22 protein-coding genes are annotated in these 22,684 nt (G+C 60.1%); 16 read left to right on the forward strand and 6 right to left on the reverse strand.

What is annotated here, in order from left to right; translation table 11 throughout:
* Window positions 1–37: 37 nt before the first annotated feature.
* Window positions 38–1,048 carry a Cdc6/Cdc18 family protein gene (locus NO998_RS15415; RefSeq protein ID WP_267648182.1) on the reverse strand — a complete coding sequence of 337 codons (1,011 nt, stop codon included), beginning with the start codon at window positions 1,046–1,048 and terminating at the stop codon, window positions 38–40.
* Between the two features lie 143 nt (window positions 1,049–1,191).
* Between NO998_RS15415 and NO998_RS15420 the strand changes: the two genes are divergently transcribed.
* The 4 genes from NO998_RS15420 (at window position 1,192) to NO998_RS15435 (ending at window position 4,705) form a co-directional block, all read left to right on the forward strand.
* Window positions 1,192–1,488: a hypothetical protein gene (locus NO998_RS15420; protein WP_267648183.1), complete on the forward strand. Its 297-nt coding sequence runs from the start codon at window positions 1,192–1,194 to the stop codon at window positions 1,486–1,488.
* A gap of 292 nt (window positions 1,489–1,780) precedes the next feature.
* A complete protein-coding gene (locus NO998_RS15425; protein ID WP_267648184.1) occupies window positions 1,781–2,359 on the forward strand; it encodes a hypothetical protein in 579 nt (192 codons plus the stop codon).
* The gene (locus NO998_RS15430) at window positions 2,346–2,597 is read left to right on the forward strand and encodes a DUF8156 family protein (RefSeq protein WP_267648185.1); all 252 of its coding nucleotides are present in this window, start codon (window positions 2,346–2,348) and stop codon (window positions 2,595–2,597) included. The genes NO998_RS15425 and NO998_RS15430 overlap by 14 nt, the downstream gene beginning before the upstream one ends.
* Window positions 2,594–4,705: a type B DNA-directed DNA polymerase gene (locus tag NO998_RS15435; RefSeq protein ID WP_267648186.1), complete on the forward strand. Its 2,112-nt coding sequence runs from the start codon at window positions 2,594–2,596 to the stop codon at window positions 4,703–4,705. Before NO998_RS15430 ends, NO998_RS15435 begins: the two co-directional genes overlap by 4 nt.
* A gap of 248 nt (window positions 4,706–4,953) precedes the next feature.
* On the opposite strand, the gene NO998_RS15865 is transcribed toward NO998_RS15435, so the two are convergent.
* Both NO998_RS15865 and NO998_RS15440 read right to left on the reverse strand, forming a co-directional pair.
* The gene (locus tag NO998_RS15865; RefSeq protein ID WP_379822355.1) at window positions 4,954–5,760 is read right to left on the reverse strand and encodes a PH domain-containing protein; all 807 of its coding nucleotides are present in this window, start codon (window positions 5,758–5,760) and stop codon (window positions 4,954–4,956) included.
* Window positions 5,761–5,762: 2 nt separating this feature from the next.
* Window positions 5,763–7,520, reverse strand: coding sequence for an outer membrane protein assembly factor BamB family protein (locus NO998_RS15440; RefSeq protein WP_267648187.1), 1,758 nt, complete (start codon window positions 7,518–7,520; stop codon window positions 5,763–5,765).
* Window positions 7,521–7,660: 140 nt separating this feature from the next.
* Here NO998_RS15440 and NO998_RS15445 point away from each other — a divergent pair, with 140 nt between their 5' ends.
* From NO998_RS15445 to NO998_RS15460, 4 genes are all read left to right on the forward strand, one after another.
* Window positions 7,661–7,999, forward strand: coding sequence for a helix-turn-helix domain-containing protein (locus NO998_RS15445; RefSeq protein WP_267648188.1), 339 nt, complete (start codon window positions 7,661–7,663; stop codon window positions 7,997–7,999).
* 45 nt (window positions 8,000–8,044) lie between these two features.
* A complete protein-coding gene (locus NO998_RS15450; protein WP_267648189.1) occupies window positions 8,045–9,106 on the forward strand; it encodes a hypothetical protein in 1,062 nt (353 codons plus the stop codon).
* Between the two features lie 432 nt (window positions 9,107–9,538).
* A complete protein-coding gene (locus NO998_RS15455) occupies window positions 9,539–9,787 on the forward strand; it encodes an AbrB/MazE/SpoVT family DNA-binding domain-containing protein (protein ID WP_267648190.1) in 249 nt (82 codons plus the stop codon).
* The gene (locus NO998_RS15460) at window positions 9,788–10,222 is read left to right on the forward strand and encodes a PIN domain-containing protein (protein ID WP_267648191.1); all 435 of its coding nucleotides are present in this window, start codon (window positions 9,788–9,790) and stop codon (window positions 10,220–10,222) included. It begins immediately after the preceding gene.
* A 101-nt stretch (window positions 10,223–10,323) separates the two neighbouring features.
* Here the strand turns inward: NO998_RS15460 and NO998_RS15465 are convergent, their stop codons facing one another.
* Entirely contained in the window at window positions 10,324–11,094 is a 771-nt protein-coding gene (locus NO998_RS15465; protein WP_267648192.1) for a hypothetical protein, read from the reverse strand.
* A gap of 241 nt (window positions 11,095–11,335) precedes the next feature.
* Between NO998_RS15465 and NO998_RS15470 the strand changes: the two genes are divergently transcribed.
* Window positions 11,336–12,511, forward strand: coding sequence for a Fic family protein (locus NO998_RS15470; RefSeq protein ID WP_267648193.1), 1,176 nt, complete (start codon window positions 11,336–11,338; stop codon window positions 12,509–12,511).
* Window positions 12,512–12,800: 289 nt separating this feature from the next.
* On the opposite strand, the gene NO998_RS15475 is transcribed toward NO998_RS15470, so the two are convergent.
* On the reverse strand, window positions 12,801–13,082 hold the full coding sequence (locus NO998_RS15475; RefSeq protein ID WP_267648194.1) for a type II toxin-antitoxin system HicB family antitoxin: 282 nt from the start codon (window positions 13,080–13,082) through the stop codon (window positions 12,801–12,803).
* A 215-nt stretch (window positions 13,083–13,297) separates the two neighbouring features.
* Between NO998_RS15475 and NO998_RS15480 the strand changes: the two genes are divergently transcribed.
* From NO998_RS15480 to NO998_RS15490, 3 genes are all read left to right on the forward strand, one after another.
* Window positions 13,298–15,007 carry an outer membrane protein assembly factor BamB family protein gene (locus NO998_RS15480; protein WP_267648195.1) on the forward strand — a complete coding sequence of 570 codons (1,710 nt, stop codon included), beginning with the start codon at window positions 13,298–13,300 and terminating at the stop codon, window positions 15,005–15,007.
* Between the two features lie 364 nt (window positions 15,008–15,371).
* A complete protein-coding gene (locus NO998_RS15485) occupies window positions 15,372–16,163 on the forward strand; it encodes an MBL fold metallo-hydrolase (RefSeq protein ID WP_267648196.1) in 792 nt (263 codons plus the stop codon).
* A 209-nt stretch (window positions 16,164–16,372) separates the two neighbouring features.
* Window positions 16,373–16,981 carry a hypothetical protein gene (locus NO998_RS15490; RefSeq protein WP_267648197.1) on the forward strand — a complete coding sequence of 203 codons (609 nt, stop codon included), beginning with the start codon at window positions 16,373–16,375 and terminating at the stop codon, window positions 16,979–16,981.
* 68 nt (window positions 16,982–17,049) lie between these two features.
* Here NO998_RS15490 and heR read toward each other — a convergent pair whose 3' ends face one another.
* Complete coding sequence (heR, locus tag NO998_RS15495) at window positions 17,050–17,829, reverse strand: heliorhodopsin HeR (RefSeq protein WP_267648198.1); 780 nt, start codon at window positions 17,827–17,829, stop codon at window positions 17,050–17,052.
* A 151-nt stretch (window positions 17,830–17,980) separates the two neighbouring features.
* Here heR and NO998_RS15805 point away from each other — a divergent pair, with 151 nt between their 5' ends.
* From NO998_RS15805 to NO998_RS15510, 4 genes are all read left to right on the forward strand, one after another.
* Window positions 17,981–18,169, forward strand: coding sequence for an HVO_2922 family protein (locus tag NO998_RS15805; RefSeq protein ID WP_267648199.1), 189 nt, complete (start codon window positions 17,981–17,983; stop codon window positions 18,167–18,169).
* Between the two features lie 245 nt (window positions 18,170–18,414).
* Window positions 18,415–19,422, forward strand: a complete 1,008-nt coding sequence (locus NO998_RS15505; protein WP_267648200.1) for a sodium:calcium antiporter — start codon at window positions 18,415–18,417, stop codon at window positions 19,420–19,422.
* Window positions 19,423–19,477: 55 nt separating this feature from the next.
* Window positions 19,478–19,642 carry a hypothetical protein gene (locus NO998_RS15870; protein ID WP_379822363.1) on the forward strand — a complete coding sequence of 55 codons (165 nt, stop codon included), beginning with the start codon at window positions 19,478–19,480 and terminating at the stop codon, window positions 19,640–19,642.
* The gene (locus NO998_RS15510; RefSeq protein WP_267648201.1) at window positions 19,563–22,604 is read left to right on the forward strand and encodes a PAS domain-containing protein; all 3,042 of its coding nucleotides are present in this window, start codon (window positions 19,563–19,565) and stop codon (window positions 22,602–22,604) included. Before NO998_RS15870 ends, NO998_RS15510 begins: the two co-directional genes overlap by 80 nt.
* Window positions 22,605–22,684 lie beyond the last annotated feature (80 nt).

Genomic DNA, 22,684 nt, shown 5'->3' on the forward strand with positions numbered 1-22,684 from the left:
GTAACCAACAGTTCGGCGCTTCAGCGTTGGGTACGACTCAAGCTATCCGCTGTTCCCGCAACGGCGCGGCGAGCGTTTCGTCGACGGCGACCCAACCGTCGGGCGTCTCTTGGATCAGCCCGTACTCGTCGAGCTTCTTCCGATACTGCACCACCATCTGGCGCGTGTTCGACCCGCCGAGCTCCTCGTAGCCCTCGAAGATCTCCTGTGGGCGCACGGCACCGCTCTGCCTGATCGCCCGGTAGACGAGCTGGTGATTGACGCCGAGGCTCTCCAACTGCTGTTTCCGGATACGCGCATGTGCGTGCTCGAAGCAGTCCTCGAGATCCTCCTCTCTCACCGTCGTGTGTCCGCGATCGATCCCGAGGTCGACGGCGCTCCGTAGCGCTTGAACGCCGAACCGCGCCGACCCGCCGGCTTCGGCGACGATCCGCTCTAACTGCCTGTCGTCGACGACGCCGTGCTGAAGCGCGACTTCCCGCCGGGCAGCAAGGATGGTGAACAGTGCGTCGTGGGAGTACGGGTCGAACTCGATGATCTCGCTGTAGCGGAGATAATCGACGGCATCGGGAATTTGTCCGAGCGCGTTCGAGCGGCGGTGACCGATCAGGATCAGCGAGAGCCACTCGATGCCGGCGAGGTCACTCAGTAGTGCTGTCTCTTCGAGTCCGCCGATCTCGTCGAGGATGACGACGAACGGTTCATCGGGTGCGGCGATCAGTTCGCGGAGGCGCTCGGTGCTGGTGTTCTGCGTCGCGAGGACCGATGGGTGTTCATCAGCGATCTTCTTCAGCGCCTCCCAGCGCGTGTTCGAGACACAGGAGACGTACTCGGACTCGATGCTCCAGTTCCACCGGAGTTCGCGGAGGAGGTACTTCGCTGTCGACGTCTTGCCGACGCCGCTTGGGCCGATCTCCCAGCATGACTCGGCGGGTTTGCCTTCGGTCGCTGGCTCCAGAACGTTGCTGATGCGTTGGAGTTGGCGTTCGCGCCCTGGCATCGCCCGCGGGAGATGGTGTTCTTCGAGTTTGTCCGCGGCGACGTACATGGTTGAGTGGTGAGGCGTGGCTAGTACATAAAGGGTGGAACAGGGGGGTTGCAGAATGTTCCCCGATTGATAAACTCTCCGGTGGGTGGTTTCGAAACACCCCTTCTCGGCGTTATACTGTCCTCTCACACCATGGGTCGCATATGGCCACCACGGCTACGCAGTCGAGTCAGAAAGAACAGTTTTCGATCGACACCCGCGACCACGGGCATCCCGACGGTCCGGCACACGTTCTCGTGGAGGTTTCGCCTGCCCAGCGTGGGGTTCTGATGGCGGTCTGTGCCGCTGGTGGTGCCGGGCGTTGTAGTTTTGATTTCTCCATCGACGACGGCGTCAAGGTGCAGAAAGCGTTTATCGGCGGTGAGCGTGCTGCCGTGGAGGAACTTCCGGCATGGGTCGATCCCATTCGAGAACGTATCGAAACAGAAATCGAGGGCTAGGATGCCTCACAGACTCAGTATCGACCGCAATGGGCCGACCTCGATATGGGAGGTCCATGGGGCAGTACGTTGGAGATCTGATGCGGGGACTCACGGGCAGCAAGGGTCCCCCTCAGACGGGAGAGGAATGGTCCAGTCGGAACCAATCAGGCTGTTCGGTACCAGCTAGACGATGGCCCGGAGAAACACCACGAACGGCAGGTCGTACAGCATCCCTGAGCTCCCCTCTCTCGAACAGGGTATCACCCTGCTTGAGTCAGACGGTGATGCCCGGCTCCCGCTGCAGACACTCATGGTGGACCACCTCCTGCTCGAACGTGGGCACGGAGTGTGGGTCGGGACTGGCCGGTACTGTACCACAGACACGCTGGCCGACGTCGCTCCTGACCGACGCGTTCTCGATCGCGTCGATGTCGCCCGAGGCTTCACCCCGTATCAGCATACGGCACTCATTCAGGATCTCGAGGGCCATGTTGACGACGAGACGGCTGTGATCGTTCTTCCAGCTATTGATTCTCATTACCGGAGTGACGATGTCCACGGGTCCGGTGGCCAAGAGATGCTTGTGCGGGCGATCGCCCAGTTGGCGGCCGTCGCCCGACGCCACGAGGTCCCGATCCTCTGTACCCGAGCCAAGGCGGATGCATTCAGCGAGCCGCTTGAGGCAGCGGCGTCGTCGTCGCTAACGGTCCGAGAAACGTCGATGGGGCCGCGATTCGTCGGCGAGGAGTTCGAGACGCTAGTCTACGAACTCGACGGCGAGTGGGTCCAGACGACGATCGCGTTTTGGCAGGGAATACTCGAGGCTCGACAGCCGATCCACGAGACAGCGACGCTTACTGAGGGGGTGTTTGCTCGTGGGACGGTCTAACCCCACGTATCGCGACAACCTTCGCCACCTTGAGGATCGTTGGAGCGACTATCGGCGAGCACTCCGGCGCCGCGATCAGGAACACTTCGACCACCTCTGGGAACAGGCGGCGGGCTACGCCGATGCGGCCGGCTACCAGAACACTGGTCGGAACCTCGACCTCGTCCTCGTGTCGATCATTCTGGCTCAGGAACGCCGTATCGCCGCCCTCGAGGACGCAAAGGGACTCGAAGAATGACGTACTGTATCGACTTTCCGGACTCCAGCACGGCTGTCGAGTGGTCGCTAACCGACTCAGGAGTGACGCGAAAGGAAGTGACCTATCACCCGCGGTTCTACGTCGCCACCGAGGGTGGTTCACTTGCGGAGATCGCCGAGTCGATTGCTGTTCATCCAGAGGTTACCGCAGTCAGTCAAGAACGGCACCGTCCTGGCTGGCGTCACGACGAGACAGCGATGCTGGCCATCGAAGTGTCAACGCTGGGGAGTATCCCTCGGTTGGCGTCGACGATCGCCGATGTCGGCAGACCCGGGACCTACCGCTGTTTCAACGTCGACCTCTCACGCGAATTTCGCTACTGTCTGGAGGCGGGAACGGACCCGACACCCGACCGAGCGCCGACGGTGATGGAGCTAGACACACCGCCCATCACCAAGTCTGGAGGTATCGAGTCTATGACGGTGACAACCCCGGGTGGAGAGACTCATTGCTTGGAGCGCTCGCCGTCGACAATCGTCCGACAGGTAGAGAGACTGATCGAGGAGACTGATCCGGACGTATTGCATGTCTCTTCTGCCCAGGTCATCCCGGAACTGTTCGACGCCGCCGAGGGAACGCTCCGTCTGGGCCGAGAGCCAGGGTACACACAGTTAGCAACGGCAAGCACCTACGAGAGTTACGGGCAGATCGGCCATTCACCCGCGCGGTACAACGTTCCGGGCCGGGTGGTCGCCGACGCCGCGAACTCGTTTTTCCTGACCGAGACCAACCTGCACGGGATTCTGGATCTCGTTGAGCGCTCCCAAAAGCCCCTCCAAGAGGCCGCATGGGCGAGCATCGGGAACATCCTCACCGCGATTCAGATCCGTGAGGCGCTTGCTCAAGACGTACTCGTTCCATGGCGGGCGTGGCGCCCGGAGTTCTTCAAGACCGCTGCAACGCTTGATGCAGCCGACCGAGGTGGCTACACGTTCTCGCCAGACGTCGGCGTCCATGAGGATGTGTACGAAGTCGACTTCTCGAGCCTCTATCCGAACATCATGTGTACACGGAACATCTCGCCCGAAACAGTCTGCTGTGACTGTCACCCAGAACGAGAAGACGTTCCGGGACTTGGGTACAGCATCTGTCCGGAACCAGGCTATCTACCCGATGTGCTCCGGCCACTCATCGACGACCGTGACGAGATCAAGCGCCGTATCCGCGAGGGAGATGGCGATGTCGACGAACTCGAAGGGGCATCGGCGGCGATCAAGTGGATCCTCGTTTCGTGCTTTGGCTATCAAGGGTTCTCGAACGCGAAGTTCGGCCGGATCGAGTGCCACGAAGCCATCAACGCCTTCGCCCGAGAGATAATCCTCGACGCCAAGGCGACGTTCGAAGAGCATGGCTGGCGAGTTGTCCACGGGATCGTTGACTCACTCTGGGTGACGCCGATGGACGGACGAGAGCAAACGGATCTGGAGACGGTCATCAGGGCAATCTCCGACACGGCCGAGATTGAACTTGAGTACGAGGCCACCTATGACTGGATCGCGTTTTGCCCACGACGAAACGATAGTGTGGGGGCTCTCACCCGCTACTTCGGGAAGCGTGCCGGTGCTCCCGCCGATCAAGCATCAAGCTACAAGCGACGCGGGATCGAGGCCCGGCAGCGGTCGACACCGCCGTTCATCGTCGACGCCCAGCTGACGCTGATGAAGGAATTCGGGCGGACACGGTCTCCTGAAGCAGTCTGTGAACGGCTCCGTGAGTTCATCGAACGGTTGCAGGTGGGGGAGATAGAGCCTTCGCGATTGGCGATCACCAACCGCGTCTCGAAACGCGTCGATGAGTACACACAAACGACGAAGAACGTCGCTGCCTTGGAGCGGGCGTCGGATCAGGGGCTGGCAACGCATCCCGGGCAGGACGTGGCGTACGTCGTCGTCGACGACGAGACGTCAGGCCGAGAGAGGGTTGCCCTCGTGCATGAGGAGCCATCGGAGTATGATACTGTGTTCTACCGAAATCAGCTGTGCCGAGCTGCCGAGTCAGTGCTGGCGCCTGTTGGGTTCCGTCGGTCGGACATCGAGGCTCAACTATCTGAGCGCGTCGATGGGTCCGTTTCAGCGTATTCGACGTGATTGGTGGCAAGGTTTCGCCCATAGAGAAATTTACGGCGACGACGAACTCCAAGGCTACTTCTGGGAGGTGGATGACCGCAAGTACTACTACATCGAGACGACCGGCGTTGGGTGGGGCATTGGTGACCTTCCTGACGAGTACAAGGACACCTCGGCATATACGAACCAAGTCTGAAGCTTGTGATGCGAGGTATGGCTCGCTCAACAAAGGGCCACGAGAACCGGAATGTCGAAACGGCCGACTCTCGTTACTGTTCTGAGCTCCGGATTTCCGATTGTAACGACTCTGCAAGGGCATACGGGTGCTTGATCGCTCGCGCCCGAATGCGGGACGCACTAGATTCACCAGCAGACTCGATCACAACGTGACCGATACCGAACAACCGCTCCATAGCCGTCTGGCTTTCCTGAGTCGCCTGGATTCGTGAGAGGGGAATCGCCTTACTTCGGACGCTCAGCAACCGATAGCTCTGTATGAAACGTTGGCTCGTAAGGTAATATCGGGTGAGAGAGTTGATCCAGAACTGAACCATCCCCGTTGCGTAGGCATACAGTCCGAGAAGCATCAGTGCAACCGGATAGGCTAGCGGAACCGAGGGATCGAAGAAAATCACGACGCCCCCGAGTACCAGCGTCATCCCGACTGTTCCACGGATAGTGGCGACTCGCTTTGTCGGCGTTGTCGTTGCGAGGACGCTCTCATCTTGGTATGTTCGCGGATTTGGCGGCGACGATATCTCCGTAGCGATTCCGCCAGCCCAGACGGCCAAGCCGATAACGAGCGGCAGGTAGCCGATCTCTGTTGGAAGGGGCGTATTGCCCGCTAGCAAGACGCCTCCCCCAACGACGAACGGAGACCCACTGAGGAAACTCCAAAGCAGGACATGATGTTCGAACACTTGACTCAGTCGAGTGCTCATCGTCGCAAGAAGCCCTGCTGACAAAGCAGAGCTCGCTTCCGGCTCAGAGTCACTACCGGACTCGAGTGGGACTAGTTCGACCGGCTCGTTAGCCTGACTCTCTTCAGGTTGGTCGGATAGAGATTCGTTATCCATTGTTAGTTGTCCTTCAGGACGGTGTACGCGACGCCAACGATCGAGACAATAAACCCGACTGCAGACAGGACCCACGCAGAAATCGGTCCTTCAAGCAGTCCATCCCCCTGGAAGAACAGTCCTCTTTCCGCTCCGAAGAGAGACTGGCTCTGAGCGGAGCTCTCTGGGGGCTGTGTGGTGGCCGAGCTGGTGTCCGTTGCCGAGTCTGGTGGGCGCTCAGACCCTGTTTCAGTTGGTGTGTCTCTTGAGGAGGTTGGTGTTGCTTTTTGCACAGTGACCGATTTTGTCACCGACTGTGTGGAGCTATCAGTATTAGTCACCGACAGCATCACTTCGAATTCGCCGGCGGATTCGAATTCGTGCTGTACTGTCGGGCCGGTCGCATCAGCCACCCCGTTTCCATCGAAATCCCATTCAAATCGGGAGATCTCCTCGTCGTCGCTACTTGCTGTCGCATCGAACTCGACAGTCTGGCCGACGACAGGAGATGCTGGCGAGACTTTGAATGCCGGTGTCGGTGGCTCATTTGGTGGTGCGTTATGGATCGAGTATAGGTATCCATCTGCCCCCGGAACGTACAGTACACCGTCAGCAACGGCGAGTTCTCCCCAGACGTTGGTCTCCAGGTCTAGCGTCCATGCCTCTGCGCCCGTGTCTATGTTGTAGGCGTGGACTGTTCCGCTCAGATCTGCTACGTACGCATACGTTTCATCCGCCACGACAGACGCGTTCGTATTTGCGGATATTCGAGCCTTCCAGTTGAGATCTCCATCGACGAAGTCGTTCGCATATACGTAGGTAACCTCGTTATCCCGATCGCTAGCCGCTGTCACTACGGTTCGGCCAATCACAGCAGAGGACATCGACTCGTTAAAGTAGACTTCGTCATCTGAGATCCCGTAACTCCACGAAGTACTCCCATCTGACGTGCTAGCTGATGAAATGCCACCGAAACTGGACCCGATGAGCGAGCGTTCGCTGAGTGCTGGAGAGCTCGTCAGATATGCTCCTTCAGACCAGACTACTTCCGCCTCTTGAACATCGATCGCAATCAGACCATCTGATGCGGGAACATACACTGTATCCCCACCGATAGCTGGCGAAACTGGCTGGAACGCGGTGACATCTCGGTCTGCGACCCCAAACGGACCCGCAATGTACACTTCCTCTCCGTCATGGTTGAGGACATGTAGGTGTGGGAAGTCGCCGGCTCCACCAGTTCCAAGGAACGCGATATAGTCGTTCGTTGCCGTGATCGGGTGATAGAGAGCGGCGTCTGGACTGGCGTACGACCACAATTCAGCACCGTCGGTGCTGAGCGCATAGAGCTGGCCGGTGTTGTCACCTGCGTATACCTGACCTTGACGTACTGCGATTCCCGCCCTCACTCCGCCTTCCGCTTCGAACTCCCATTGGATAGAGCCATCCTCTCGATCGACGCTGTAGACCTTGCCATCTTCGCTCCCGAGATAGACAGAGTCCCCAACAACTGCAGGAGCACTCGCGATTGCGCCTAGCGTAGAGGCACGCCATTTGGTTTCCACGGGTGACTGCAATGGTGTCGATGCTGTTGCAACTCCTGTATTGGCAGTCGTTCGCTGGAACTCATGCCAGTCACTTGCGTCAGAATCAACCTGTCTGGCCGGCGCTTGCCGCGAAGATGCCCGGCCGATAGACAGAGACGAAAGAGCCGCCCCAGAAGCACCGATTCCTAACCCATAGAGGAGTCGGCGGCGTGTGGTGGCATCCGTGACGTTCATCTGAAGCCTCATTTCTGGTCACGATACATATATCGGACGTATTGCTGCTGGATTCGGGAGAGGTGAAGGGAAGGGCTCTATGCAGATGCCTTACTGGATGAGTAAGCGATAAGTCATGATTCGTTAGTATACAAACTACTGTGAGCGATCGGAAGCAACTGACCCCCACCCAACAAGCGATATTAAACAAGGCCAAAGAGAACCCAGGCTGGCAGAACACCGAGATAGCCGAGGCCGTCGGTTGTTCGGATTCTCATGTTTCGAGAACCCTGAACAAGTGGAGTCCCAACGAGATGGATAGTGACGGGACAGTCCCAAAGAACGACTCCCCCTCATTGATTGGGACTCTGCTCTGGGCGACATGGTGGCTTATCAAGATCTCCGTATGGGTATTGCTGTGGCCGATTTCGGTTCCGTACTTCGCATGGAAGTTGTATCGGAAAGCGGGCACAGACAACGGTTCACCCGAAGGCTCCTAGCATACTTCCGAACCGATAAGTGTGAGTTCTTCACTCGTTACGGATATGCCGGGTGAGTCCCCCGATATCTTCGATATTGACTTCAGATCCATTCTGACCTTTGTTGTGGTAGCAGCGGTGCTGATCGCCTTGGGCATCCTCGTGAGGGCAGGGTTTGGAGACTCTGGGCTGACGATTCTAGACTTCGCCATCTCCGGGCTCTTTTCTGCAGCCTTGGTAATCCTATACTCGCGCCAGGCAACGATCATGGAGGGACAGAGTGATCTGATGAGGCAAGAAGTGAACCGGGAAGCGAGGCAGCAACATTCAGAAACTCTCAGAAAGCGCGTCGAGATCTGGCATGGAAATCCGGAACGGGAAGTCGGCGATTCCCCGATCGATACTCCAACGTTGAATACACCCACTATTGGGTCTAGATCGTTCAATTCCGCTAGTGCAGCTTTTTCGGCGGCATTCCCGATGGACCAGACTTTCCACGTGATTCCAGAGCGCCTGCGTGGAGACCGATACCTCGAAGACCTGCTCGAAAACCATGCTCCAGATCTGCGAGAGATTGTGGAGAAGTTGCTCAGACTGGAGCAGGAGTTCAATGAGACACGAGGTGATTTCGAGAACGACTTCGAGGTAGAGATTCAGGGAGAATACGAGAGATACACAATACAGGAAACCGACCGTTTGTCAGGGTGGATATTCGACCTTCTTGTCGAGCAAAATAGGGGGCTCATTGACGACGCAGTTGAGAAAGGAAGGACAAAAGTCGAAAATTCGACGGCGAGAGAGCACCCTGAGAAATCTAAGATCTGGTTCCAAATCGAAGTTGGGGGAGGACGAAGTTTCTCAATTTTGGCGGCTGACGTGACCGAAGACGAAGTAGCTGACATCCATGATCTCCGGACGGAGGTCAAGAAGGACGGTATGGAGGTGATGAACCACGTATTCGAGCAAATCAGAGACAATGCTCCATACGAGGCAGCCTCTGAGGGTGGCAGAATCCTTGATGAGGGGAAGGAAGCTACCGATAACCTCGAAAGAACGCTGATTGAATACCATGGTCGGCCGATAATCCCTGGCGACTGTAAGTACCTGGACGAAGCGAAGCTAGAGTAGGGTTTTCTCGGTTACACCGGCAAAGCCTGGTCCACCAGTGTGCTTGCAGTTCTCCATTTCCCCCTTAGCTAAGCATGTGCGTCCAAAGTTTGCTTAGAGCGCTGTGTGATCGGTGGTAATTTATGCTACTTCTCAATTGCCACACCCTTTAATCAGAATTCCTGATGGGTTAACTTTGGAACCAAGTGACGCTCACGACATCCCGCCTTCGGGAGTCGTTGTCGTTGGTTGCGGTAATCGACTCCTCGGAAGCGAGTGTCACGATCAAAGAGTTGATCACCGGCGACGGTGTTGCGAGGTGATCATGCTGGAACTGGGTAACCCGAGATGTCTGCCGGACAAAACCGTAAACAAGTGATTTCATGAATTGTGAAGAGCGTCGCTAGTGTACCGGCACACTAGGCTTTTCACCGACCACCACCATGTTGTGCTATGAGCAGTGATCGCATCGACGCTGAAAGCAAAGTCTCAGGGAACCAGGCGAACATCCCTGCCCGAATCCGACGGGAACTCGATATCGACGACGGTGACCACCTCCGATGGCATGTCGAGAACGGGACGCTTCGCGTTGAGGTTGTCCAACAGGAGACGGGAACGTTCGCCAACTTCGACGGTTATGATGGAGATGAGGAGACTGACGTGACCACAGACCACGACGCTTGGGGCGTCGACGCCGGGTAGATGCCGCGAGCGCTACTAGACACCAGCGTCCTATTTGCAGCGACGTACCGCCGTGACAACGCTCATTCTGCAGCGCTACCGGTTCTTCGCGGCGTCGACGATGGGTCACTCCCCGAAGCGGTTGTGTTGGACTTCGTGCTTGCAGAAACCCTGAATGGGCTTACAACCCATGCAGGTCACGATGCTGCGGTTGATTTGCTCGATCGGGTCGAGGAGAACTCTCATTTCCACATCGAGTCGCTGAGCTCCGACGCAAGAACGACAGGAAAAGCCCTCTTCAGACGGCACGAGTCACTCTCGTTTGTCGATGCCTGCATCGTCGCGTACATGCAGACTGAGGGTCTCGGCTATCTCTATGCGTTTGACGATGATTTCGACGCTGTCGATGATGTCTATCGGCTCGATACAGCCGTGAATCCGTATAAACCGGATTGAACGACTGAAACTGTCTCCAGCTGTTCACAGCGCCCAGTCGCACAGTACGACGATATCGAGATCCACCACTCGCTTCTCGGTGACGAGGCATCAACGCCGTACTAGCTGTCACCGTTGTCGTTCTCATCGTCGTCATCGCTGTCCTCATCGTCACGGTGGTAGATATCCGGCCAATCGTACTCAGGGCCCTCCAACGGCTCTGGGGGCATGCGGTCCCAGAGGTCCGGCATCTCCTGTTCAAACCGATAGGTGACAGGTTGCAGTGGGATTGGCTCATATAGGCGATTGAGGAGACCAATCGACGGGAGCCATGGGATGTCTGCTGGCCGGATATCGGAGTATAGACGCACGTACAGGAGTGGGATGATGGGCTTCCCACCATCGGGTGGCGGTGAGAGGTCGAGACCAATCGTCGTCATTCCCGTTTTGGCGCTCATGACCGACGCGTTCCACCGGAACACTTCCTCACGTCGCTCTTGGAGGTAAGACAGTCGTGGGTCGAATGTTTCGGCCTCCATCGAGAGTGCGTCGTACTCTTCGACGTCCCCTTCGGGGTAGTCGATCGACAGCATGGACGGCGTGTAATGGAGCTGTGTGGCATCCAGTAGAACAGGGAATGGAGAGGCGTTTGAGATCACCAGTGCAAGGTCGCCTTCCATCTTTTGGAAGCCGACGCCGAGTTTCGGTGTGATTGTGTAGTGGGCAGCGAGTCGGATGCCAGCCCATAGGAGTGCGTACGCTGCAGTCCCGATGCTGGTGGCAGTTGCGATGACCGCCAGGATACCGATTGCGGGCGTGATGAGGAACAATATCACTGAAAGAATCCCGGCAGCGATACTCAGCAAGTCAGCGGTGAGGATACGCCAGCGCATGGTGTTCTAGTTAGGTGATTGGCAGCAAGTAGCTTTGTCTGGTATTGGGAATCGAATCCTCCGGAGGGGGTGAGGGTGACCAATTATCGGGCTGTCCTTGAGTTTTGTATCCACGCCACCATACGACCGCATTGAATGCAATCACCTGTTTTATTTTCATACTTAGTCGATCATAGCGGCTCAACCATTCATTTGCACCCAGTAGATTGATTTTGTGCGCGGGTTTACTGGGTGAGTATGCATGCGACAGCCAGAACTCGATTCTAACGCTCCTGGCGAACTGATCTCCTATGGGCGGCGGTCCTACTACAAGCCGGATCCGCTGCCGCCATCTCGAGAGCTCGATCTCGGGGATGATTTCTACGAGACGCTCTCGGAAGCGACATTCTGGCTCGGGAAACTCAGTGGAGTGAGTCTCGAACTCGACTTCCCACCAGTACTCTACACGTCACTCCTCCGTAAGGAAGCCATGGAATCCGCGGAAATCGAAGGCGCCGATGTTGACTATGACGCTCTCTACAGTCTCGAAACGCGCTCCTTTGACGCCGGCGAGGACGAGACTAGTGTTGAATCCACGACGGCCCAAACGAAGGACACGCAGGAAGTCCTCAACTACGAAGACGCTATCGAGGATGGTATCGAGGCACTCGACCGGGACGACGCGTTAACCGTTGAACGGCTGCACGAATTCCACGAGACGCTTCTCACTGGCGTTCCAGACGATCGGGCTGATACCGGCACTCTTGGCGCATACAAGACGAAACCGAACCATATCGGTGACTTCCTCCCACCCGTTCCAGACAAAGTTGATGGGTTGATGGATGCGCTGTTCACCTACTACAGAACTGGCGGAAGCTACCACCCGCTCGTCGATATCGCGCTCTTCCATTACCAATTCGAGACGATCCATCCGTACGGGGATGGGAACGGTCGTCTCGGACGGCTCCTCATCACGCTCCAACTGTACGATGCTGGCTATCTCGAACGCCCGAACCTCTACCTCAGTGAATACTTCAATCGAAACAAGCCAACGTACGTCGACCGGTTGGAGGGCGTTCGATACAATGGCAATTGGGAGGCTTGGCTATCGTTCTTTATCGAGGGTATTGCCCGACAGGCTCGTGAGTCCGTTGATCGAACACTCTCGCTCACCCGCCTCAAGCGTCGGTACGACGACGCGTACGGCGGCAAATCCTACACCAAGAATCAACTCGCAGTGAAGCTCTTCGAACAGCCGTACATCACCAGCAAGACTGTGCAACGACTCTTCGATGTCAAGCAACCGACGGCGTCGCGAGCGATCAACGCGCTCGTTGATGAAGGCGTTCTCGAGGAAGTGACCGGGAAGGGGCGCAATAAGGAGTATCGCGCTCGAGAGATTTTCGATATTCTCGAGCAGCCACCGCAGACCTACTGACGCTAGTGGTGACGTGCCAGGTGATGGGGCCAACGTTTTCCCAGCGCTTGTCGATAAGGCGCGTTGACGATGGACAGCAGTCGCTGCAACGAGCCTGCGTGTCTCCAGCTGGCGACGATGGGCCCACAGCTCAGGGTGACCGCCAAAGTGACTCACGTGCATCGGCGATGCCTCGTTTCAAATCTGCAAGGGTCTTAGCTTCAACCCCACGAGGGTACGTCTGAAACCCAGATACCGCTGTTGACCATCACCTTCACAACCTTCATGCCAGAAAACGTCCGCCGCGCCGTCACTCGAAGATCTCCGAGTCTTCGATAGACCCGCTTTCGTTGTTTTCCGGGTCGACCCCGATCTCTCGGAGTTCTTCCTCGGTCGGCGCGTGGCCTTCACCATGGAACCCCGCAATCGCCTCATCGAGGTTATCGAGCGCAGCTCCCCGAGTTCGGCCCTGTGAGGAGAGGGCCGTTTCCTCATCACGGGCGACCCACCACTCCTCATCTTCAGAGAGGGTGAGCGTGATTGTCTGGGCCGCAGCCGGGTCGTCGACATGGGCCGGCGTGTCGGTGCTCATAGAGCAGGCTATCCTCACTTCCCTGAACTACCTTGTGCTCACCAAGTGAGATACACCGCACGGTCCGTCCTAGTGAATGACTCGGCCTGACTTGGACATGATTATGAACCGTCAAAACTTAGTGTTCAACTGTTAAGCAATGCCACGTGAGACGACGAGAACTGTTGTCGAAAGGGCTATCACTCTCGCTCGCGCTCGGAGCCGGTGTTACCACCGTGCGAAGCGAGCAGTCCCCAGCGACGGGGTCGGAGTTGTGGCGGAGTCTCGGCGGCGATACGCGGAGTTCCGGCTACAAGCCGGAGGCCTCCGTGCCGACTGAGGGCGCACAGGCAACCTCCCTCGAACCCGTCGCGGACGCGACTCAGCGTCTCGGCGATGAGATCGACGACTGGTGGTACTGGGCCTATCGGTACAGCACAATCGCAGCCGACGAGTCGCACGTGTACTACACCGGTGGGTTCGACCACGACGCCGTCGAGGGTGGCGTCGTCGCCGTCAACCGGGCGACCGGAGAGACAGCCTGGCAGTTCGGGCCGAAAGAGGCGGCCGCGTGGTTCCGAGGTGGGATCACCGTTCGAGGCGACACGGCAGTCGTCGGCGGGATCGATGGCGAGAGCGAGAAGGGAATCTTGTTCGGTATCGACACCACTTCCGGCACGGAACGGTGGCGACAACGCGTCCCCGGTGCCGTGTGGATGCCACCGGAGTGGTATGACGACACGGTGTACGTAGCCAGTCGCGCGGTCCAGTACACCGGTACTGATCGAGCCCTATTAGCTGTCGATCCGACAGACGGCACCATCGAGTGGGAGGTTCCGCAATCGGAACTGCCGGACCGGATGCTTCGGACCAGTCCGGTCGTCGACGACACTGGTGTGTACATCGCCGCGAACTGGCAGACGATCGCGGCGTACACACACGACGGCAGTCAGCGGTGGACGACGAAGATCAGGGGACCGATCATAGGCTCTCCAGCTGCCGACGACAAGAGGGTGTACGCGACGCGGCAACGGTACGGCCAAGGGTACGGAGATGAGAACACGGATGTCGTTGCACTCGACAAGTCGAACGGGCAGATCGACTGGCGGTACCAGACGGAGAGCAAAGAGGCACAACATAGGCCTGCCGTCACCAACGACTCCGTCTACATCGTCAACTCCGATAGTACCGTGATCTGTCTCTCGAAGACGGGTGATCTGCGGTGGAAGACGAAACTACCCGGAACGCCAGGTACCCCACCAACCGTCGCCGACGGGTTGGTGTTCATCGGGCACAGCGAGCAACTCAACCCCGGAGTGGTCGCACTCCGGACCGAGAACGGGAGACAGCGGTACAGCTATTTGACCGACCGCTACGGACCGATCGGCGAAATCGTCGTGGTCGACGGCGCCATCTGGGTGTTAGAGGCGAACAACCGGCTCCACCGGCTCGAGCCGGGGTCACAGCGCGACACGACATCGGCGCCGACCGCCGATATCGACATGCCGGAGTCGCCCACTCTCGTCGGTTCCGCCGTCGAACTCAGTCCGGTCGTCCCAGAGACGGTAGACCTCCAGGCGACAGACTGGTTCGTGACGACCCCCAGCGAGGAACGCGCTCGCCTGAGCGACCCTGAGCGGGACGCAGAAGATCCGGTGTCGTTCCAGCCGCCGACGCCCGGCGAGTGGACCGTCGAACTGTGGGTGCAGAACGAACACGACAACTGGGGTCGAGCACGCGAGTCATTCCTCGTCAGAGAGCCGACCCCGACCCCGACCCCGACGGAGACGCCGACAGAGACGCCGATGCCCACGACCACGACCGAGGGGCCGGGTTTTGGCGTCGTCTCCACACTTCTCGGTGCGGGCGGAGCGGCATCGCTTCTGCGTCGTCTCGGTGAGGGGAGCGAGAACTCGGCTCGAAGTGCCGAACGGGACGAGAACTGATCAAGAGCCCTCTCGAAACGGCGAACCCCTCTCGGACCCTTGTCGTCGTATTTCGAACTCCCCCTTCGGTTGCTGAATCGGGGAACGACTCACGGATTCAGAAACCGGCGAACAACGGTACGAAGTTGAGTACGAAACGAGGCGGACGAAAACACCCGTGTTGTGCTGACTGTTCTCTCTATGCAGCACGCTGCCCGCCGACTCTCGACACAACTGCAGTGGCCGGGAACGCGACGGAGACGGGGATCCAACGGTAGGAGGCATTAGCGCTCGAGTCCCGTTCCTCGGTCCCGACGCACACGCTTCGGGTTTCACCAAGCTGATCGCGTGGAACTATACCGGCCCGCCGGGACGCATACGGACGATGGAGATCCACGTTCGAGGGACGGCACAGGACGGGGGCGTGCCCCACCTCGGCTGTAGCTGTTCGCGCTGTACTGACGCTCGAAGCGACCGGACTGCCGTACGCTACCCGGCCTCGCTCCGCGTCGATGCGGGACAGTCGCTGTTGGTCGACGCCTCGATGGACGTTCGTCATCAAGTCGTCGGCGACGTCGATGGCGTCGTGTTCACACACGCTCATCTCGGGCACTTCCCCGGGATCCTGCAGTTCGGGCGGGAGGTCCTTGACGCCGACGCGCTTCCGGTCTACTGCACCGAGGGGCTCGCCGAGTTCGTCCGGACCAATCAGCCGTTCACCAAGCTCGTCTCGAACGGGAACGTCGACCTCACCCCCGTCGGCGCCGACGGCACGATCGACCTCCCCAAGGGCGAGGTGCGGCCGTTCCCCGTCCCCCACCGGGACGAGTTCGGGACCGGAACGCTCGGCCTCGAGTTCCGTGGCTCCCGGTCGCTCGTCTACGTCCCCGACATCGACGACTGGGACGACCGAACGCTCGCTCGCATCGAGGCAGCCGACATCGCCGTCCTCGACGGCACGTTCTGGGGGACCGACGAGGTCAGCGGGCAGGCGGACGTCCCACATCCGCCGATCGAGGAGTCACTCGCGGCGCTGCCGCTCTCGGAGACGGACGTCTACTTCACCCACCTCAACCACACGAACCCGGTGCTCGACGCCGATTCGCCGGAATCAGCGACCCTCCGCGAGGCGGGGGCCGGCGTCGTCGAGCCGGGACAGCGGTTCGACCTCGGGTAGAGTCGGGTATCCTGCATGCCGCTCGTGCCCAAAGCCTGTATGGATTCGTGGGGACCGTGTTGGACACCGAGAGTGTTTCGCGTACTTGAGTTCTACAGGCGGGGCAGGCCGAGTGCCTCGGGACTTGCCCCCGAAGGCGGTTCACTGAGAAGCGAGAGCGCGAACGCGATTACCGGTTAACAGAAACGTGAGCGAACGTTGATCCCTGTATGCAACGGCTGGGTGCACTCTTTCGGCCCGTCGAACGATACGCGAATACACTCTCCACGAAAACCCACAGCGCTGTCGCCGCTGTATCGTTTTTCACCTTCGTGGGGGTGATCGCGCTGGGGTTCGCCCCGGTGACTCGCCGGATCGAGACGTCTGGCTACTCCACGGCAGACCTGCAGGCTGCGACGACTCGGACGGAAGTAGACACGATACTGCGAGCGTTCGAACCGGTCATGGAGTCCGTGATCCTGCTCTCGGTCCTCGATTACGTCTTTATCGTCGCGGGGTTCTTCCTGTTTTTCTCACTCCATTCGCTTTCCCTGAAGACGCTAGCGGGCCACGACCGGCTCGCCCTGGCCCCGAAGATCGGGATGTGGTTGACGGTCCTCTCTCGACTTCTCGATTCTCTGGAGAACTTCTGGGTCATCCTCATCTACACGAACCCCGACGACTACGCGACCGTCCTGATCACCCTGATGAACCGCTCTGAAGCGTTGAAGTGGGCGGTCGTCAACGTCGAATATCCGATGCTCGGCATCGCTATCGCACTCGCACTGCTGACACGCTTCACTTCACTGTTCGACGGTCGGTCAGAGACCCGACAGTAGGTGCTCTTCGATTCTCCGGGTCTACAGATCGCCAAGGCGACCCCTTCGGGGCTTGACCCCGAGGCGGTTCACACCGGGGCGTTGAGGGCGCCGAAGAACACCTGCCACGCCAGCAGTGACTTCGCGACGAGGCTGAGGACGATGTACGTCCGCTCGCCGAAGAGGTAGTCCTCCCACTTCCAGGTCTCGCGGTACTGGAGCACCATGTTGATCGCGAACAGGTTGAAGAACACGAAGAGGCTGACGTAGATCACGATCACGAAGTCCGGTGGACCACCGCCGTCGCTGCCGAGGATGGTGGCCACGATGGTGATGGCGATGACGACCCAGGGGACGAGGCCGGCGAAGGTCCCGATGATGTAGGCTGTCCAGTCGGTCGTCTCGGTGGTCTGGTTGTGGAGTTCCATCATCAGCCCCATGAGGTTCATCACGGCGACGAGCGAGAATAGCGAGACGAGTGTGCCGAGGTCCCAGACGCCGGCGAGCATCGCGATGACGACGATCATGACGGAGGCGCTGACGGAGTACTCGTACCAGCGGTACGGGTTCATGCCGCGTTCGAGGTAGCTCACGTAGGAGTCGTAGAGGACAGTCGCGATGAGCAGGTGAGCGAGCGCCGAGAGCAGTAGGAACGCGGCGACGAGGTACGACAGTTGGATGGTCGTCCACGGTTCGAGCGCCGGTGTGAGCCGCTGGCTCGTGGGGTCGAACTCGAGGCTGGTGACGGTGATGGTCCACTTGAGCGTGGTGCTCAGGTAGACCATCAGCGCCCCCTGGACGAAGTGGAGGACGGCCATCACGGCGTTGAACTGGCGGAGCCGTCGATACGTCTCGCTGTCTCGTGCCATCCTAAATGCATGTTCTACTGTGGTAATGAACGTATGGGTCGGATTCCCACGCCTCGGGCCCGAATCAGGGGCGCCACGACGGCCGCCGCGAACGCCGGGTCCGGGTATCGACGACCAGAATCCGTATGGTGCCGCCGAATCTACGCCGGTTGTGCCGAGTAAGCCACGCTTCGAACTCTACACGGACAGCGCCGGCGAGTGGCGGTGGCGACTGGTCGCGACGAACGAGGAGATAATCGCCGCCAGCGGTGAGGGGTACGTCTCGAAACAGGGCGCCCAACGCGGCATCGAGAGCGTCAAGCGAGCGGTCCCGAGCGCCGAGGTCCGGGACGTCTCCTGAGGGGAGGGGGGGCTCGCTAACGCCCGAACCGCCCGAAAAACGGCCCTGTAAGCCTCCTCGGCGCCGTATCCTTCGTCGAGCGCTATTCGGAGTATTTCGACGGGAGAAGGACTCTAAACCCCCGATACCGTCCGTTTCGAGGACAATGTGCGGTTTATCCTCCGGTCCCGGGAATAGGGGGGTAGAACAATGACTCAGCGCCGATCTGCCGGACACGCGGGACGCGTCTTGCGTAGGGGCGGGCCGTGAACACGCTCCTCGTCGCCACTCTGTTTGTCGTCGTCTCAACGGGCGTGATCTGGAAGGGGAGCGAAGCGCTCGAGGCGTCGGCCGAGCGGCTCAGCAAACACTACGGGCTCCCGGTCGCCGTCCACGGGGCCGTCGTCGTCGCCGTCGGGTCGAGCTTTCCGGAGCTCAGTTCGGTCGTGATCAGCACGACCCTCCACGGGGAGTTCTCGCTTGGCGTCGGCGCCATCGTCGGGAGCGCCATCTTCAACCTCCTCGTGATCCCGGCGCTCTCGACGCTCTTCAGCGACGGCCTCGACTCGACTCGCGACCTCGTCCACAAGGACGCACAGTTCTACATCATCAGCATCCTCGTGTTGTTCGTGACGTTCGCTCTGGGCGCGACCTACGTTCCCGGCGGCACGAACCAAGCGGCGGTGCTGACGCCGGCGCTTGCCGTGTTCCCGTTGCTGACGTACGCCGTATACGTCTTCCTCCACTACCAAGACGTCCAGGAGCACACCGATCTCGAGGTCGTCGACATCGCGCCGGCACGCGAGTGGGGCCGGCTCCTCCTCTCCCTCGCGGTGATCGCCGTCGGCGTCGAGGGGATCGTGCGTGGGGTGCTCGACTTCGGCGCGTTCTTCGACACACCGACGTTCCTCTGGGGGGTCACGGTTATCGCCGTCGCGACGAGCCTCCCCGACACGTTCGTCAGCGTCCGGGCGGCACGGCGAAACGAGAGCGTCACCAGCCTCACGAACGTCCTCGGGAGCAACACGTTCAATCTCCTCGTCGCGATCCCCATTGGGGTGCTCATCGCCGGCGCGACGACTGTGAACTTCCTCGTCGCCGTCCCCCTGATGGCGTTCCTCGGGGTGGCGACGTTCGTGTTCATGGTCTTCGCACGGACCGGCCTCGAGATTTCGAACCCCGAGGCGTACGCCTTCCTCGTCCTGTACGGCGCGTTCCTGGTCTGGATGGGGCTAGAAACCGCGGGCGTCGTCCAGCTCGTCCGGGGGCTGTAGTGGAACGGGGCCCCTGTTGTGACCCCTCTCCACGTCCGACTCTCGTCCCCCTTCGATGCATGATCGTATGGTACACCTTCATTACCGTGGGGAATTCAGGGAGAAGAGAGTTAGCAGAAACGACTTCGCCCTCCACTTACATGTCCCTGCCTACAGACCCGGCGATGATTCTCGCCGCAACCCCCGCCAGCGAGATCGAACCCCTCCTCACACGACTTGAGGGAACTCACTCACGGATCACTGCTCGGGCTGCCGAGTCAGCATCTGCCGCCGCAGAACTACTGTACAGCTGTCCCCCCGACCTGCTGTTCGTGCCCGTCGAGGCTCGGGACGGCCGCTGGCGGGAAACGGTCGACGTTGCCCGGGACGTGGGGGTGGACTGCGTCGTCGTCGATACGGACCAGTTGCTCTCGCCGTCAACGGCGCTTGAGGCCGGTGCAACGGAGTACATCCACACGCTCGACGATCAGTGGCTCCCGTTGTACACAGAGCGTTTCGCTGGGCTCCTGACCCGCCGGGAGCCCGCTGGCGGGACCGAACTCCCTCACACCGTCGGGCTCGCCGGGCTGAACGAGATCGACGACGTGATCTATCTCTTCGACGCCGACGGTCGGCTTCGGTGGTGGAACGAAGCCCTCTCGGAGGTCACTGGCTACACTGATCCCGAACTCGCCGGGATGGAACCGACGGACTTCTTTGACGGCGAAGACCGCGACACCATCTCGGCAGCCTTCTCACGAGCACTCTCGGGTGAACGGGTGATCGTTGAGGCGCATCTCGCCACCAAACGTGGCGAGCGGCTCCCCCACGAGTTCACTGCCACTCGGTTGGATCGGGAAGCGTGGGAACAGGGCTACGTCTGTGGGGTCGGGCGCGACATCGGTGAGCGCCTCACTCGGGAGGCGGAACTCCGGGCAACCGAACGCCAGATGAACGCGATCTTTCAGGACCCGTTGACGTTCATCGGCGTCCTCGACAGGGACGGCCACCTCCTCACGGCCAACCGGACCGCCTTAGAGTACATTGACACTACACAGGGGGCGGTCGAGGGTGAGCCGTTCTGGGAACTCCCGTGGTGGACGGAGTCGTCGACGCCCCAATCCGTCGTCGAGGGCGCGATCGAACGCGCGCGACGGGGAGAGTCGACCCGGTTCGAGGCCGAACACCGTCGAAGCGACGGTGCGGTCGGCACGTTCGACTGCGTGGTTCGCCCTGTCACCGACGACGACGGCGAGGTCGTCTCGGTGTTGGCCGAGGCGATCGAGATCACCGAGCGAGAACAGTTACGCTCCGAGCTCGACGAGGTCCTCGACCGGATCAACGATGCGATGTTCGCCCTCGACACCGACTGGCGCATCACCTACGTCAACGACCGCGCCCTCGAACTGACCGACTCCGTCAAGGACGACCTCCTCGGGTCGGTGTTCTGGGAGGCGTTCCCGGAAGCGATCGGTACCGACTACGAACGGTACTACCGGCAGGCGATGGAGACACAGCAACAGGTCTCCTTCGAGGCGTACTTCGAGCCGGTCGACATGTGGACCGGTGTCCGTGCGTACCCGTCCGACACCGGGCTCTCGATCTACTACCACGACATCACCGAGCAACGTCGGGCTCAGCAGGAGCGGGAACTGCTCGCGACGGTGACGCGGATCGCGGCCGAGGCGACATCGTTCGACGACGCTCTCGAAGACGTACTCAAAGTCGTTTGTGCCGAGAGCGAGATCGTCTACGGGGAAGCGTGGGTACCCAACGACGGATCTCTGAGCCCGGAAGCGACGTACTACAGCGGGTCGGTCGACGCCACCTTCCGCGACGTGACCGCGGAGACCCGGTTCGAACGAGGCGAAGGGCTTCCCGGGCGTGTCTGGGAGCGCAACGAGCCTGAGTGGATCAAGGACCTTGCCGACGTTCCCGACTCGACGTTCGCCCGGCGCGAAGCGGTTTCATCGACCGACCTCCGGACGGCCTTCGCCGTCCCGATCGCCGTTGACGGGGAGGTGGTCGCGGTGTTGGCGTTCTTCCTGGGCCACTCGCGGGACACCGATTCCCGGTTCATCGACTCGATCACCACGATCGCGATGGATATCGGGACCGTCATGGCCCGGCAGCGAACGAGGGACGAACTCGAACAGGAACGTCAGTTCCAGGAGCGACTCTTCGATACGAGCCCCGTCGGCATCGTCGTCGTTGGCGCCGAGGGCGAACTGGTCCGAGTCAATGACCCAGTCAGTGACGTCCTCGGCTGGGCTGAGTCCGAGATCGCTTCCAGATCGTTCGCCGCCGAGGAGTGGGAGATCACGGACGCCGCCGGCGACGCCATCCCGACGGCGCAGTTGCCCGTCGCACGCGTGTTCCGGACCGGGGAGCCGATCATCGGGGCCGAGCACGCGATTCGCCAAGCTGACGGCACTCGTATCTGGCTTCGCGTCAACGCGGCCCCGCTCATCGACGCCACCGGCGACGTCGAACACGTCATCGCGACGGTACAGGACATCACGGAGGAGCGAGCACGCGAACACGAACTCCAGCGACAGCGGGAACAGCTGTCAGTCATGAACCGAATCCTCCGACACGACCTCCGGACGCATGCGAACGTCGTGCTCGGGCAGGCTGGGTTGCTCGAGCGTGGGGAGGTGTCAGTCTCGGATGCGACCGCAAAGATCGTCGATCGGATGGAGGGGCTGCTGGAGACTGCCGAGAAGACCCGTCGGTCGGCGTCCCTCGTCAAACTCACCGAGACCGCCCCCCGAACCGTGGCCGATCTCTTGGCGGACTGTGAGCGTGAACTCTCGAACCGCGTGGCGTCGTACACCCTCGAGATCAACGCCGATGCGCCTCGGTCCACTCTGATCGACGCGACTGACGGCGTCGTTCTCGGCCTCGTCGAACTCCTCGAAAACGCAGTCGAACACGGCGACGCCGACAGTCCAGTCGTCGTCAGCACCGAACACTCGACCGAGGAGTCGGTCGTGATCCGTATCCGAGACCATGGGCCGGGGATTCCCCGCCCCGAACTTCGTGTCCTGCGAGGCGAGGCCGAAACGCCACTTGTCCACTCGTCGGGTACCGGTATCTGGCTCGCAAAGTGGTTGATCGAGGCCCATGACGGGACGCTCGCTATCGACGCTGTCGAGAACGGCGGGACGGTGTGTACCGTCACGTTCCCGCTCAGTAATTGACCGCTTTCGGTGTACCTCTGTGGCGGCCCCCTCTGTACTCCGAACCCGTGCCTCGCTGAGAGACCGCCCGGTCGTGGACG

This window comes from Halolamina litorea (assembly GCF_026616205.1).
Taxonomy (GTDB): Archaea; Halobacteriota; Halobacteria; order Halobacteriales; family Haloferacaceae; genus Halolamina; species Halolamina litorea.